Below are 15,669 nucleotides of genomic sequence, written 5' to 3'. Positions count from 1 at the left end.
AGCCCTCTATCTTGAGGGCCCTTGACTTACCACTATGCTGTTACATCGAGAACTTTTCTTTTTCGACTACTCGATAAAAGGTACAGACTTGTTGCCATAAAGATTATAACGCCCAAGATCCATAATGCACTCAGTGTCGATTGGCTAATAATTAGGATACATAAAAGAGCGTAACCCAATCGAATGCCTTTATTTAGTGTTTGCCCTAACCATCCTTGGATGGCAATGGCCCATGAAGACGTCGCGCAAAGAACACCAAAGCAAGCGGCTAGGATCATTGGCAAACTGCCTTGCCCCAGAATGGCTAAATCAGTGACAAAACCAAACGGAAGGATAAATATAACCAAAGCAAGAACAAAAGCAACTACTCCTGTCTTATTTGGGTTCGACTTAGATATTCCTGCTGCTGCGAATGCTGCTAGGCATACTGGTGGTGTAATCATTGACAGCACACTGTAGTACAGAACAAAGAAGTGAGCGGCTAAAGGTTCGATGCCTAGTTGCGTTAAAGCAGGAACAAATATAACAGCACTAATAATATATGCCGCAACCGTTGGTAACCCCATTCCGAGTGTTAGACAGCCAGCAATAACCAATATTAAAGAAAGCAGAAGGTTACCACTACCAATTTCGGCCAGTAGGCTCACAAAACTAATCGCAATGCCCGACTGAATTGATACCGCAATAATAACGCCAACCACAGACACAGCGACGGAGATAGATGCCATCTGTGCAGCCGAGTCGATTACCATATTATAGAGTTCTTTCGGGTGGTAACGTGTTCCTTTGCGTAGCATCGGAACAACGCATCCAGTTAAAATACCAATTACAGCAGACATCGAGACAGAGTAGCCAGCAAATAGGCAACTGATTATTGCAATAGGGGCAAGAAGCAGGTGGATACGCGGTTTAATAGGGCTAATTGTATCTTTTAGTTCCTGATAGTTAACCGAACCGATGTTAGTTCGACGTGCTAGCAAGTCTACGCTGATAAATAGGGCCACATAATAGCCTAGAGCGGGAATAATACCGGCAATTGCGATATCGATGTAAGGGATTCCGAGTAAATCTGCCATAACAAACGCGGCAACACCCATAATTGGTGGCATTAATTGACCACCTGTAGAAGCAACTGCCTCAGTTGCAGCTGCTTGCTCTGGGGAGTAACCTGTGCGTTTCATTAGCGGTATGGTTAGAACTCCGGTAGATGTCACGTTAGCGACAGCAGAGCCACTGACGGTACCAAATAACGAACTAGCAACAATAGCAGATTTTGCTGCACCACCGGCATAACGGCCGGATGCTAAGAGTGATAAGTCGATGAAGATATTACCACCACCAGTGTTAGAGAAGACAACGCCGAATACGACAAAGAAAAAGACCATTGTTACCATGGCGTTTGCAGCGACACCAAATAGGCCTTCGGTACCTAGCGTTGTGATCTCAATAAAGTCGTAGGCTTCGAACCCGGAGAAATATAGCCATCCCGGTAGCTCAACAACGCCAAAGCCATAAATGAGGAACGCTGAAACGATAAAGATCAGTGCCCAACCAGCGGTACGGCGTACACCCTCTAGTAGTAGGGGAATTCCGACCCAAAAAGCGAGAGTCTCTCCAAAGAATACGTCATCGACCCCTTGGAAGCGAAGTTGAAGGCGCTCGACATCTTGAAAATAGTGCCAGACTAAATACATACACACAGCGTATGCGGCAATATCTAGCAAGCGTGTTGTTGCGTTTTGAATATCTCTTATCTTTAGTGGTTTAAATAAGAAGACCAGCCCAAGTGTCATAAACACATGGAATGGAACAATCATCATCGGCTGCTCAGGAGAAAAAAACTGCTTAAACATCACTAACACATAAAGCACTGCCGTGGCATGTGTTAGCGCAAGAGTGAGTCGGTTAATTATCGTATTCATCACTGTCTCAATGTTATAAATTTAGATAAGCCCCCCATACCTCCGCAGCTATGGGGGACAGAGGAACTACCAACCTAAAGAGTCGTAATATTTTTGTGCTCCTGGGTGTAGCGGAACGCCAGAAAACTCGATGTCTTTTCCTGTTTGAGGGTTCCAGTGTTTTAGAGCAGCATTTTCGTTGATAAGCTCATCACGACCTTCAATCAGTGTTTTGGTGAAGTTGTAAATAACATCATCAGGCACTTTCTTGTTCGCCATAATTACCATGCCCGTTGCTGTAGTAACATAATTGTTGCTCATGCCACGATAAGTATCAGACTCAAGCTCAGCACTGAACATCCCTTGGCTTTTTAATGTTTCAATTGCGTCTGTTGGGATAGGGATGAAGACAAGCTCATTAGTTAAACTGACTTCTGTAACACCTGCATGGTTTACCGGAACATTATCAATATAGATGTCGATTCGGTTGTCACGCATCAACTCTCCAAGTTGTGAAGGTTGTGCTTGTACGAGTTTACGCTCAGCGCGAAGTTGTTCCACACTTGAACCAACAGATTTCAAGATCGTGTTAGCGATAGGAATAGCGACACTCCCTTGAGGCTTCATACCTAGCACGGGTTTATTGTCTTTCGAGTTCATCATCTCTTCAAGAGTGGTATAACCCGTTGATTCAATGTAACCTTTACGAGCCATTACTAGGGTGTAAGAGTTATGCATTCCGCCAGTAATGCCCATAATGTTCTCATGTGCACCACGATCGCCATATACAGCGGTATCGCCGTCATAAGCCAATTTGGCGGTATAAGATAGTGCAAAAGCGATATCAGCACGGCCGGCATTCAAAATTGTTGGGTTAGATGTAGAACCGCCGCGAGGAATAATTTGTACATTGGATCCTTCAGGCAGTGTTTCGTTCAGAAGACGTGTCATTGTCGTGGCATAAGAATAGAAGCTCGAACCTGGTTGCTGCGCTTGAATGCGTATGTTGACAGGCTCGCTTTTAGCAAAAGCACTAGCCGCTATCAAGCTAGTTGCGGCTACAGATAAAGTCAGTAAAGATTTTAGTTTCATTTAGAAGTCCTTTTAGGGGTTAGATGATATTGGATAATCATTTCATGGTTCTAGTTGTATCATCCCATTATTTGAAATGCTGAAATAATCTGTGAATACCTGCACTAAATCACAAAAAACAACACATAAGCACAACTGATCACATGAGAAGCCGTTTTGCGGAGCGAGTGTTGTGCTAAATTGTGTATGCAAGTGGTTGATTAGCGCAATTTGCCAGCATGGTAATGCTTGTTAGTGCAGAATATTAGGTGTTTATTCTTGCTATCAATTAGTCCTATTTCGATACCGTCTTACTTGTTTGAGCTTTATAGTTCAAATCTTGGTTAAATTTGTTTGTTAATTATCCATGTTATTCATATATATAAGTTATAAAGGTGGTCGAATGCATGCTTGTTGTCACAAATCTTTGTCATTAAATCACATTTGTGTGTTATTTTTTGTTTGCTGTTGTTACCCTGTGGGAAATTTACATAATTTATGCATTGAGGAGATGTCATGCGATTAGGTGTAATTGCTGATGATTTTACTGGCGCAACAGATATCGCAAGCTTTCTAGTGAAAGGCGGTATGCAAACGGTTCAAATGAATAGTGTCCCAAAAGCTACGGCTAGAATAGAGGCAGACGCAATCGTAATTAGCTTGAAATCACGTTCATGTGACACAAGTTTGGCCATTGCAGACTCCCTTGCCGCACTCGAATGGCTGAAGAAACAAGGCTGTACACATTTCTATTTTAAGTATTGTTCTACATTTGATAGCACAGCGCAGGGCAATATTGGTCCGGTGACTGATGCATTGTTAGAGGCGCTAGATCAAACGTTTACCCTGCTATGTCCAGCTTTGCCTGTCAATGGGCGTACCGTCCACTTTGGACACCTTTTTGTGAATGGCGTTCTTCTTAATGAATCTGGAATGCAGCACCATCCGGTAACGCCAATGCAAGATGCTAATGTTACAAGGTTAATGGACAGCCAAGCGAAGGGGCGGACAGGCCTGATTGATTATAAAGTTATCGATCAAGGTGTTGAAGCTACAACGAAAGCCATTAATGAACTTAAATCGCAAGGTTGTCGCTATGCCGTCGTTGACGCATTTTACGAATCGCATCTCGCCACGATTGCCGCAGCCAGTAGCGATCATGTTTTATTAACAGGTGGTTCTGGGTTGGGTTTTCATCTTGCGCAGTTTAATAGCGCGAATAAAAAGGCGGAACAATCTGCTGCACAACTGCACTCAGTGCAAGGCTCCGTTGTGTTATCAGGGTCTTGTTCAACAATGACAAACGAGCAAGTGGCCCTGTACCGCGAACAAGCACCTTCATTGGCAATGAATATTGAACGTTGCATAAATGATGATGCGTATATTTCTGAGGTGACAAGATGGGTGCTATCGAATCAGGATGGTGATAAAGCGCCAATGGTATTTGCGACGGCTGAGCCAGAAAAGCTTAAACAGATTCAGATTGAATACGGTGCGGCCAATGCCAGTGAACAAGTTGAAGTGTTTTTTGCGAAGTTAACACAAAACCTGAAAAGTTCTGGCATTAACACTTTTATCGTCGCTGGTGGCGAAACGTCTGGCGTTGTGACTCAGAATCTTGGCGTTGCTGGGTTTCGTATCAGTTACGAAATTGCACCCGGAGTACCTTGGGTAACGGGTACAGAAGGTGCTTACAATATTACGTTGAAATCCGGTAATTTTGGACACCCTAACTTTTTTGCTGACGCACAGGAGTTTTTAAATGTTAGACATTAGTGCGCGACAGCGTGAAGAGTTTATTGAGGTTTGCCAGTCACTGTTTGATCGAGGCTATGCAACCGGCGGGGCTGGTAATGTATCGCAGCGCCTTCCTAACGGGTTAGTTATGACGACCCCAACTGGTTCTTCTTTAGGGCGTTTAGACGCAAACTCACTTTCAATATTGAATATTGAGGGTGCGCATTTAGCTGGAGATAAGCCGTCAAAGGAAGCCAGTTTTCATCTTGCCATCTACCGCAATAATGAAAACAATAACGCGATTGTACATTTGCACTCAACGGCACTGACAGCGATCTCTTGTTTACAAGATATTGATACGGAAAATGCACTCACTGCGTGTACGCCATACTATGTTATGCGCATTGGTAAGCTACCGGTTGTCCCTTATTACAAGCCGGGTCATCCTCAAATTGCCATTGATATCGCTAAGTTAGCCCCAAACCATCGTGCATTTTTGCTAGCGAATCATGGCCCGATTGTATGTGGAAGTGACCTTTGGGATGCGGCGGATAACGCAGAAGAGTTGGAAGAAACGGCCAAATTGCAACTTATGTTATCGAATCAACGTGTCCGTTATCTCACTGCGGATGAAATAGACGTATTGGCTAGCGGAAGGAGATAGTCATGCCAAAGTTTGCGGCAAATTTGACCATGTTATTTACAGAGAAACCATTTATGGCGCGTTTTGATGCTGCGGCTCAAGCGGGTTTCTCTAGTGTAGAATTTCTATTTCCTTATGCACAAGAGATTCATGCGCTGCAACAAAAGCTCAGTGAAAATCAGCTAAACGTCGCTTTGTTTAATGCACCAGCCGGAAATTGGGAGCTAGGAGAACGAGGTCTTGCGGCCATTGTTGGACGTGAAGATGAATTTCGTCTCAGTATTAAAACCGCGTTGCAGTATGGTAAGGCGCTAGATGTTCCACGTATTCATGTTATGTCGGGCATAGCACCGGTAGGGGGGAATGTTACTTTTGACGAAAAGCTGTTTATTGAAAATATTCGCTGGGCAGCAGACGAGTTTGCAAATGTTGGTATCGAGTTATTGCTTGAACCGTTGAACCAGCGTGATAATCCAGGTTACTTTTTGTCTGACTATAACAAAGCGATAGCGCTTATTTCTGCCGTTGATAGACCGAACGTTAAACTGCAATTTGACTTTTATCATGCCCAAATTATTGCTGGTGACTTGAGTGAAAATTTCAAATATTTGCTGCCATTGATAGGGCATATACAAATAGCGTCGATACCACAGCGTAATGAACCAAATGAAGGTGAAGTTAACTACTCTTACCTGTTTGATTTGATAGATAAACTTGGTTACACCGGCATTATCGGTTGCGAATATAACCCTAAAACAACAACAGATGCTGGAATAGGTTGGGTACGTCCCTACCTTTAAATACAGCGCAGACTAATGATAATTAAAGGTTCCCTCATGAGAAAAAATACGCTCTTAGAAAAGTTTAATGCAAATGAAACAATGGTTAATGCATGGCTTTCGATCCCAAGTAGTTATGCAGCAGAAGTTATCGCGCACACAGGTGTCGATAGCGTGACAATTGACATGCAGCACGGCATGGTTGGTTTTTCTGATGTGTTAACGATGTTTCAAGCCATTTCGACGTCGAATGCCGTACCAATGATACGTATACCAGCGGCTTATCCAGATGTTGTTATGAAAATGCTCGATGCTGGTGCTTACGGTATCATTTGCCCGAGTGTGGATACCCCTGAAATCTGTAAAACGTTTGTTGATGCATGTCGCTATCCGCCGATTGGTAACCGTTCGTTTGGCCCTACACGCGGGTTAACTTATGGTGGGGCAGATTACGTTACCCATGCTGATGATGAAATTATGGCATTGGCGATGATTGAATCTCAGGAAGCACTCGATAACCTTGAAGCAATTTTAGATACTCCTGGACTAACAGGTATTTATATTGGACCTAATGACTTAGCATTTAGCTTGGGCGTTCGTCCGGGACAATATAGTGATAAAGTTGAACAAGCTATTGCACATATATTATCTCGTGCAAAAGCACGCAATCTATTTACTGGGATCTTCTGTAGCGGCGTGGAGAATGCGCAGCAGCGCAGGGAGCAAGGCTTTGACTTAGTCACTCCTGGAAATGATGCGGGGGCATTACGAACCCTGTACACTAATTACTCAAATATTCTTCATGATGTAGCCAGTAAAGATGAATCTAATTCTAGCGGTTACTAGTTAGTGGGAACTCTCTTGGTTACCACCTAAGTTAAGCTTATGTTAATTATACTCATGAACGGCGAAGTATTCGGATATCTATCATAGACAAGAATATGGTGCAGTTTAAAAAGTCTTTTATTCATGAGTTTATATAGGATTTTGGTAAAGAGGAGAAGTGCTTAGCTAATCGACACCGACAACGTTGGCCGGTCGGGTTTCGTTGTCCCCACTGTGGGCATGAAGAGCATTGTATACTCAGTCAGCGCCCCATTTTTCAGTGCGCCCGTTGCCATCACCGGGAAAAGAAAAATTAATGGGAGCAAGCTATCTGCTGTTTGCCAGCAGATAGCGGAAGTTGATAAGGCTGTGGCGGAGCAAAGCCTCACCGGAGCTTACTCGGGCTGGACGTGGGTCAGGGGCTTACGGTGTGCATCCATTCGCTCCATGGCATAGCCTTCGTACTCGCGCTTGAGTTGCCAAGCAGGGCGTTCCAATTCCAACTCCCAGGTGAACAGCTTTTTATATAGCTCGCGTACGAGTTCAGGGTGAACCGCTGCAAGGTTACGTTGTTCTGATATATCCTCGCTGAGGTTGTATAGCTCAGCGGGGCGATCGGGGTAGCGTAGCAGTTTCCAGTCGCCATCGCGGATAGCGCCGCGGTTCTCTTTTTTCCAGAAAAGAGTTTGGTGTGGGCGTTGACTGTTTTGACCGGTTACGTAAGGGACCAGATCAACACCATCTAGCTGTGGATGCTGTTTAAGGTCTCCACCAGCGGCTGCGAGGAAGGTTGGCAGCAGATCGAGGGTGCTGATCGGATAGTCGAAGTGGTTACCAGCCTCAATGTGGCCGGGCCAGCGGATAAGGAATGGCACCCGAATCCCGCCTTCCAAATGGTTGGCTTTTGTTCCACTTAGCGGGGTATTGTCTGAGGCATTTGCATCGGTGGGGCCGCCGTTGTCATTGGTAAATACCAAGATGGTATTATCATCTAAGCCTAGCTTTTTCAAAGTATCGAGGATCCGTCCGGTTGCTCGATCCATGGCCAGAGTCATGGCTGCTAGCTTCTGGCGTTTGTCTTCTAACTCGGGGAATTGAGCCAAGTCTTTTTCCATCGCGTCCATGGGAGCATGAACCGCGTTGTAGGACAGGTAGGCAAAGAACGGTTTACTGCTTTGCTGTTGCTCTTCCAAAAAGTCGATGGTGATATCGGCCAGCAGATCGGTTAGGTAGTAATCTGGCTCTTGGTAGTTGGCAAAGCCCTGTTCTAGACGATCTTCCTCCAGATAGCGGTCGTTCTCGCCATAGCCCCAATAGCTGCGGGCTCCGCCCCGGAAGCCATAGAATACGTCAAAGCCACGGTTAGTTGGGTGGAAGCGATCGGCGTTGCCTTGGTGCCATTTACCGATGACGGCGGTGGTATAGCCAAGATCTTGTAGATAGTTACCAATGGTGCGCTCTTCTATAGGAAGGCCCATTTCATCACCCATGGTGCCAGAGGCGCTCATGTATCCAGGCACATTATTCTCTTCATAGCCAAAGCGTTGCTGATAGCGGCCAGTGAGCAGGCCTGCGCGAGATGGGCCACATACTGCAGCTGTCACGTAGGCTTGGGAGAACAGGGTACTTTGCGCCGCCAGCTTATCTAATACCGGGGTCTGCATCACGGTGCTACCGTGGAAGCCAAAATCGGCGTAGCCGGCATCGTCAGAAACAATCAGTAAGATATTGGGTTGGCTGGTGGACGCGGTGGCGCAAAAACTTAAAGCACACAGGGCCATGGCCACTGAGCTTTTTAAGGCAAAACGGTTTTTAGAAACCACGAGAGTTCCTCCTTGAAGATATTGTTAGGTTAGATGGTGTAACAACAGCGTTTGCTCTTCTTGCCAGTACCGCAAGGGCAGGGGGCATTTCGGGCAATACGCTCGGGTTTGTAGCTAACTAGTTGAGCAGCGCGACGTGGCATGATTTCGGAGGCGGGACGGCCCTGAGACAGTAGATTGCGCATCTTGCGCATCGCTTTATCGCTGTGCTTAAAGAAGTGATAAAAGCCTTCGCAAAAATAGTTGTGGCCAGGAAGCCCTGACTTTGAGCGAGAAAAGCGATGTTTAGGACAGCCACCGTTGCAGGCAAAGCTGTATTCGCAGCGTTGGCAATCTTTGTTGAGTTGGTCGCGCTTACCGTTACCGAATTGGTCGACTTGCTCCAGCTGGTTCATGTCGGCGATGGTAGTGTCATGTACATTTCCCAGCATATGTTCGGGGTAAACAAAGTGGTCGCAGTTGTAAACATCGCCGTTTGCTTCCATCGCAAAGGCGCGGCCACAGGTTTGTGCTTGTACGCATAACCCCGGGGGTTCATTGCACCAAGTTGCTAGGGTGGCATCGAACAAGTTTACAAATACCTTGCCAACGTCTTGCTTCACCCACTTATCAAAGATGGTGTTGAGAAAATTGCCAAAGGCGCGAGGTGGCACTGACCAGTCGGTGACTTCGGCGCTGATATCATGCTCTGGGCTAATCAAGAACAGGCCTTCTTCGGTGGGTTGGCAGGCTTGGCGCTCAACGATCGGGATGAACTGTATAAACTCGGATCCAATGCTAACCAAAAAGTCATACACCTCAATGGGGTGATGGACATTGTCACTGTTTATTACCGTTAACGTATTAAAGGGAACGCGATGTTGTTTTAGTCGTTCAATAGATGCCATTACCTTGGCATGACTGCCTTTGCCTACACGGTTGGTGCGATAGCGGTCGTGAAAGCGCTCTGGGCCATCAATGGATATGCCCACCAAAAAGCCTTCGGCTTTTAAGAACTCACACCACTGGTCGTTGAGCAACAAACCGTTGGTTTGCAGCGAATTGTGAATTCGATAGTGTTGCTTGTATTTATTTTGCAGGGCAATGGCTTTTTTAAAAAAGTCCAGTCCCATCAATGTGGGCTCACCGCCTTGCCAAGTGAATTCAACATCGATGCTGCTATGGGACTCGATATACTGCTGAACATAGCGTTCAAGGGTCTCATCGCTCATTCGCTGTTGGTTCTGCTCTGGATAAAGGTGCTCTTTTTCCAGGTAAAAACAGTAGTCACAGTCCAAGTTACAGGCTGAACTACTGGGTTTGGCCATCACATGGCATTGCAGGATCGTTGGCATGGCTGTCTCTTAATAACGATGGTTAGGTAAATCAATAGTCCCATCGCGAAGCGATGGGACTGGGCGAGCTTACTCTACGGTGTAAGGCTCTCTTTCTTGTGCTTCTTTCAAGCGCGCTTGATAGAGCTCGTCATAGAAGTCATTGCGGGTGGTTTTATACGGATAGGACTGCTGCAAGATATTCTCGATGTTGTCAGCATTCCAGGCATTCCACTTAGCTGCCAGCGCTGTCTGCTTATCAGGATGTTGGCCATAGAGGTTAGTGGACTCGTACGGGTCTTTCAGCATATTGAAGAAGCTCTTACCTTCGGTGCCCGGATCCTTAACGCCACGCCGCTCTGCAGCTGGGAAGTTCTGACGCATGTATTTATGCTCCGGGGTGCGTACCGCCCAAATATGCGGACCTTCTTCAAAGCGCCAGTACAAGGCATCGTGTGGCGAGCCATTCTTATCGCCATTGAGGTAGGGCACTAAGTTCTTTCCTTCTAGGTTGGTGGTCGCTAGATCTTCACCGGCAAGCGCTACCGAGGTTGCTGCGATATCAAGTGATGACACCAGTCCGTCGAATACTTCACCTTTAGGCAGGCCATTCGGCCAATGGGCGATAAACGGTACGTGCACACCGCCTTCAAGCAATGCTACTTTACCACGGCGGAATGGTGTGTTGTCGGCCCAATCAAAGGTGGGTAGCCAAGATTCTGGATACACGCCGCCGTTGTCCGATAGGAAGAAAATCAAGGTATTGTCGAATTCGCCAGTCTCTTTCAGGGTGTCGGTCAACATACCTATGCCTTGGTCCATAGAGTCAACCATCGCGGCATAAACCCGGCGATTGAAGTCTTCGATATGCTGGTATTTAGCAATGTCTTCCTGAGTGGCTTCCAGCGGTGCGTGAGGCGCGTTATATGAAACATACAACATAAATGGTTCGCTGCCTGATCTTTCCTTGATGAAGTTGGCGGCATTTCGGCTCAGCGCGGTAGTTAGATACTCCTCGAGTAGCACGGGCTTACCATTCTCCATCATTGGCATCCAATATTCGTCGGGGTGGCCGACAGCGGTGCTTTGCGGGAAGTAGTTGCGACCGCCCCCTAGAAAGCCATAGAAGTGGTCAAAGCCACGGTTTTGCGGCTGGAAGTGTTGGTGGCCACCAAGGTGCCATTTACCCACCATCCCGGTAACGTAACCTGCACCCTGTAGGCGCTCAGCAAAGGTGGTTTCGGTTAGGGGTAAACCCATGTGGGGATCGTAAGGGGAATAGGTCACGTTATTCTCCATACCAAAGCGCGCTTGGTAGCGCCCAGTCAGCATGCCTGCGCGAGATGGCCCGCAGTACGGGTGAGTCACATAACCATTCTTGAAAATGACGCCATTGTGAGCCAATTTGTCGATATTGGGCGTTTGGATCTCTGTTTCACCGGTGAAGCCAACATCGTTGTAGCCAAGGTCATCAGCCATGATTACGATAATATTGGGTTGCTCTGGTGCGGCCGTCGCCATGGGGGCAATACTGGCACCGCAAAGCGCTACGCTAAGGCTTAATGCTAGCGGAGAGAGTTTCATTGCTCGGTCCTTGTGGTTATTGATAATGTCTACTAAGAATGTCGCCCAATGATCGATAATGGTTGACCAATAAAGCATACCACTGTGAGATGGAGCGAGAAGTGATTCACCTCACAGAAGAATAATTATCTAACTAATTGAATATAAATCGATATTTTCGTTATATTGCTGAATAAATGGGAAATATGTCTAGGGTGGCGTTTGAAGCGTTTTGTAAGTACTGGCTTGTAGGGGAAAATAACTCGGATATATTTGGTTGATGACTTGTGATTCATGCACTAGACAGCGTTGTAGTACACGTCAATCCGGCGAGATAACCCAAGGGCTAAGATGCTGCGATTTTCCTTTATTGTCTGATGTAGACTAAAAAATTTGTTAACGGCAGCTTAGATTAAGCAAATATTATATTGGCGGTAACTGAGGCCCTGTGGCGGCAGCGGGCTCACTGAAAAATGGGGTGCTGACTGAGTCGGTAGTGCGCCTTACCTCCACCGTGGGGGTAACGAAACCCGTCCGGCCAAAGTAGCCAGTGTGGATGAGCTAAGCACTTCTCCTCTTTTCCAATATCTTATATAAACTTACTAATAGAAATGCTTTTCTTAAATTGCACCATATTCTTGGCCATGAAAGATCTCCGAATACTTCGCCGTTCATGAATACACTTAACATAAGCTGAATTTAGATGGTAACTAGATGAGTTCTTACTATAGCTAGGGAGTCTCTTTCTCGTTTTTTAGTGAAGAGTGGCAATAGTAAGATTTCTGTCGAGAGAACACTAACGTCTTAAGCTACTTTTGTTTACCTATATATCTATTTCAGTGCAAAATGCGACACATTATTAATCAAGATCCAAGTGACATTTCTTGTGTTTAAATGCCTATAGGCTGCTTGCAGATAATACCTTCAGCGCTTACCGTCTCCAGTTCCGTTCCTTTATTAATCAACGCATTGCCTAATGCTTGGGGAACAGAGTGAAATTTTAAGAAAGTAGCCACCTTAAGTTTGTCATTGCCGTGATAGTTAGCCCGCTAAAGCACGCCCTGCACTGCAATCGCAGTACATCCAGCTTGCTGTCTGTTATGTTCCTCGCAAAGAAGCAACTTCTGGTTTCAAAGTTAACGCCCCCAAGCGTCTCGCATACGCTACTGAGTTAATATGCGAAATTATTGGCTTGGAGGGCTTTATGAAACAGCTTTTATTGATGATGGTGGTTATTTTTACCGTTAGTGGCTGTGCAACAGCATTAACTGAGCAACCGCTCGATAACTCGTCGGAGTGGCAAAGCGGCAAGCTGGATAATGGATTAACTTATCATCTTAACTCACAGCCCGGAGAAGCGGTGTCTCTTCGTATGTTAGTGCATGCGGGCAGCTTGCAAGAGTCCGAAGACCAGATGGGTTATGCGCACGTATTGGAGCATATGGCATTTCGGGGTGGGGACGCTTTTCAAGCCAATGAGGTGATTGCCTTTTTTGAGCAAATTGGTGCAACGTTTGGTCCGAGTATTAATGCGTATACGCATTATCAAGAGACCTATTATCAACTGGATTTACCTAGCCAGTCGTACTTAACGCAAGGCTTGATGTGGTTTCGCGATGTTGGTGATGGTTTAACACTAAGCCCTGCCGTTATGGAAACTGAAGCCGATGTGGTGCTGGGTGAATTTCGAGTTCGCTTGCCTGAGCCTATGCCTTACTCTGTGCAGGCTTATAATACAATGACATCAGGATCGCCGTTAGCGTCGCGCCACCCTTTAGGTACGCAAGCATCCATTCGTCACTTAAACCATGAGCAGCTGGTAGCCTACTATAACAAGTGGTATCAGCCGCAATTAACGGAAATAGTGATTAGTGGTGATATTGATGTTGAGCAGGCAAAAGCGCTGATACAGCAGACGTTTTCGGATTGGGAGCAGGGGGACACCAATCGACCAGAAAAGTATCGCTTTGAACTATCAGACACGTCAGATTTTATTGGCGTGACCGCGCCGGGCGAGATGCCTGCATTTGGATTATTTTTCCCGCGTGAATCAACACCAATAGCGAACTTGCAACAGCAGCGTGATCAATGGCAAGAGGCGTTGATCCGGCAACTGGTGTATCAACGCTTACAACAAGATTTTCAGGCCCAAGGAATAGCAGTATCTGGTCTATATAGTTATCCGTACCTTATTGATAAAAAGCGGTTTGATGCTGTGGAGGTGACTTTTGATCCACAAAAGCGAACCGCAGTGGTTGAACAAATGTTGTTATCTTTGGTTCAACTTCGTGACCATGGCGTCAGTGAAGTAGAGCTCGATCTCGCGTTAGGTGGATATTGGTCAGAAATTGTCGATTGGAACCAGCGGCGTGATAACCTATCTGCTGCTGAGCTGTCTGAACAAAGGCTGCAGAAATTGATAATGGGTGATGCTGTTCAATCTAGCGAACAACATAAAAGTAATTTGACTGGGTTTGTGAGAGAACAAGACCGCCGTAGCATTAATAAGGCACTTAATCGTTTTCTTGCTTCAGAATATAAGGTCATGGCCAGTCGTCATCAGGATGAAACGCAGGATACGTTGCAGGGTATGGTAGCCGACAGCCGTAAATATTGGCAAGAAACGGCGCCGGCACCACAACAAAATACGATATCGAAGAAGCTGTTCCGACCCTCAGAACAAGGCGACATTATTGTTGAAGAGGTAAAAAATAATGATGTTACGTTCTGGAAGCTCGCAAACAATATAGAAGTGATCTATCAGCGCTATCCGCAAGCTGCTGGTGATATTAGAATTGCGATGGGCTCAGTGGGAGGCATTGGTGCGTTAAACAGCGAATTGCTGGCAGCGGGCAATGTAACCGTTGAAACAATTACTCGCAGTGGAATAGGGGAGTTATCTGGTGCAGAGCTTAATCACCTCTTACAACGTAAGAAATTTTTCGCTACTCCCTATATTACTGGAACTCGACATGGATTAGAGCTGGGTTTGAGAGCCGAGTCGCTAACCGATGGATTTGCCGTGATCCATAATAGTTTCTCTCGACCTAGGTTTGATCAAAAGCAATTAGATATGATTGCTGACAGGGTTGAGAGTGAAGTGGCAAACTACTGTTCATCAGCGCGTGGGCGGTTAAATACGGCAGTATCGTCAAATATATTCTCTCCGAATGGGTATTTAGATCTTATTCCTGCCGAAGCATATCAGACAGTGACACTGGAGCAAGTAGAAGAAGTGCACGCGCAGTTATTCGGGCAGAATACCGGCTTCAAAATGGTAATAGTTGGCGACATTCCTGTGTGGCAACTTAAAGGCTTGCTGCGACAGTATGTTGCGACTATTCCATTTGCAGATCACGAGGAGCCGACGTTAAGTCTGCCGTTGAACGAGGACTATAAAGCTAAATTGGTCATTGAAGGTGACGATCCGAATAAGACAATCTATGCACTTGATATATTTCGTGAACGAAGCGAGCCGCGTTCTGCGCAAGCAGCGTTTGCAGAGGACATGTTGGCTCGGATTGTGCGGCAAAAGTTGTTTAAATTGGTGCGTGAAAAGCAGGGGCTCGATTACACGCCAGGCGCCTTGGTTTATGGTCAGGATAGTGGCGGTGCGGATTTATGGCAGCTACACACAACCGTTTCTCCTAAGAACGTAGAGCAAGCCGAAGTGGCAATCGATCAGGTTGTCAGCGACCTATTAACGAATATCTCGCAACAAGAGCGAGATGGCGTGTCGGAACAGTTAAGAAGTGACCTAGCTGATTTAGAGAAACATTTACCACAGTATACTTGGCAGTTATTACGTTATTGGATGCATTACGGCCAGTTCGATGCAATGTTAGTACGAGATACAATTATCGATAACATCGGCCGTGAAGAGTTACAGCACTTGGCCCAACAGGTGTTTGGCTCAGACGCTAAACGTGTGAAGGTAACAATGGCAGCGAAAGGATCACTTTAAGCCAATGCTTAATTTTAATCTAACGTTGCTGCTAGCGTAGAATCTGTGAT

Annotated in this window: 10 protein-coding genes and 1 pseudogene; 6 read left to right on the top strand and 5 right to left on the bottom strand. The window is 46.0% G+C overall.

All coding sequences use genetic code 11. The annotated features are described in order from the left end of the window. Positions 1 to 32: 32 nt before the first annotated feature. Both ACKLNH_RS10800 and ACKLNH_RS10795 read right to left on the bottom strand, forming a co-directional pair. Positions 33 to 1,922, bottom strand: coding sequence for a TRAP transporter permease (locus tag ACKLNH_RS10800; RefSeq protein ID WP_413112266.1), 1,890 nt, complete (start codon positions 1,920 to 1,922; stop codon positions 33 to 35). A gap of 66 nt (positions 1,923 to 1,988) precedes the next feature. After that, complete coding sequence (locus ACKLNH_RS10795) at positions 1,989 to 2,993, bottom strand: TAXI family TRAP transporter solute-binding subunit (RefSeq protein ID WP_413112265.1); 1,005 nt, start codon at positions 2,991 to 2,993, stop codon at positions 1,989 to 1,991. A 495-nt stretch (positions 2,994 to 3,488) separates the two neighbouring features. Between ACKLNH_RS10795 and otnK the strand changes: the two genes are divergently transcribed. The 5 genes and pseudogenes from otnK to ACKLNH_RS10770 form a co-directional block, all read left to right on the top strand. Beyond that, positions 3,489 to 4,748 (top strand): 3-oxo-tetronate kinase, encoded by a 1,260-nt coding sequence (gene otnK, locus ACKLNH_RS10790; protein ID WP_413112264.1) that lies wholly within the window; start codon positions 3,489 to 3,491, stop codon positions 4,746 to 4,748. Next, positions 4,735 to 5,373, top strand: a complete 639-nt coding sequence (gene otnC, locus ACKLNH_RS10785) for a 3-oxo-tetronate 4-phosphate decarboxylase (protein WP_413112263.1) — start codon at positions 4,735 to 4,737, stop codon at positions 5,371 to 5,373. Before otnK ends, otnC begins: the two co-directional genes overlap by 14 nt. 2 nt (positions 5,374 to 5,375) lie before the next feature. After that, positions 5,376 to 6,152: a 2-oxo-tetronate isomerase gene (otnI, locus tag ACKLNH_RS10780; protein WP_413112262.1), complete on the top strand. Its 777-nt coding sequence runs from the start codon at positions 5,376 to 5,378 to the stop codon at positions 6,150 to 6,152. Positions 6,153 to 6,188: 36 nt separating this feature from the next. Further along, entirely contained in the window at positions 6,189 to 6,977 is a 789-nt protein-coding gene (locus ACKLNH_RS10775) for an HpcH/HpaI aldolase family protein (protein ID WP_413112261.1), read from the top strand. 158 nt (positions 6,978 to 7,135) lie between these two features. After that, a pseudogene (locus ACKLNH_RS10770) lies at positions 7,136 to 7,273 on the top strand (transposase); the annotation flags it as partial. A gap of 78 nt (positions 7,274 to 7,351) precedes the next feature. On the opposite strand, the gene ACKLNH_RS10765 reads toward ACKLNH_RS10770, so the two are convergent. From ACKLNH_RS10765 to ACKLNH_RS10755, 3 genes are all read right to left on the bottom strand, one after another. Beyond that, entirely contained in the window at positions 7,352 to 8,737 is a 1,386-nt protein-coding gene (locus tag ACKLNH_RS10765) for a sulfatase (protein ID WP_413112364.1), read from the bottom strand. 71 nt (positions 8,738 to 8,808) lie between these two features. Further along, positions 8,809 to 10,113, bottom strand: coding sequence for an anaerobic sulfatase maturase (locus tag ACKLNH_RS10760; protein ID WP_413112260.1), 1,305 nt, complete (start codon positions 10,111 to 10,113; stop codon positions 8,809 to 8,811). Between the two features lie 69 nt (positions 10,114 to 10,182). Then, a complete protein-coding gene (locus ACKLNH_RS10755; RefSeq protein ID WP_413112259.1) occupies positions 10,183 to 11,676 on the bottom strand; it encodes a sulfatase family protein in 1,494 nt (497 codons plus the stop codon). Positions 11,677 to 12,859: 1,183 nt separating this feature from the next. Between ACKLNH_RS10755 and ACKLNH_RS10750 the strand changes: the two genes are divergently transcribed. Next, positions 12,860 to 15,619, top strand: a complete 2,760-nt coding sequence (locus ACKLNH_RS10750; RefSeq protein ID WP_413112258.1) for a M16 family metallopeptidase — start codon at positions 12,860 to 12,862, stop codon at positions 15,617 to 15,619. Positions 15,620 to 15,669: the final 50 nt, after the last annotated feature.

It is taken from the genome of Thaumasiovibrio clandestinus (assembly GCF_047250365.1).
Lineage (GTDB): Bacteria > Pseudomonadota > Gammaproteobacteria > Enterobacterales > Vibrionaceae > Thaumasiovibrio.
Note: the sequence above shows the minus strand (reverse complement) of the source record. Positions and strands in the feature narration are given on the sequence as shown.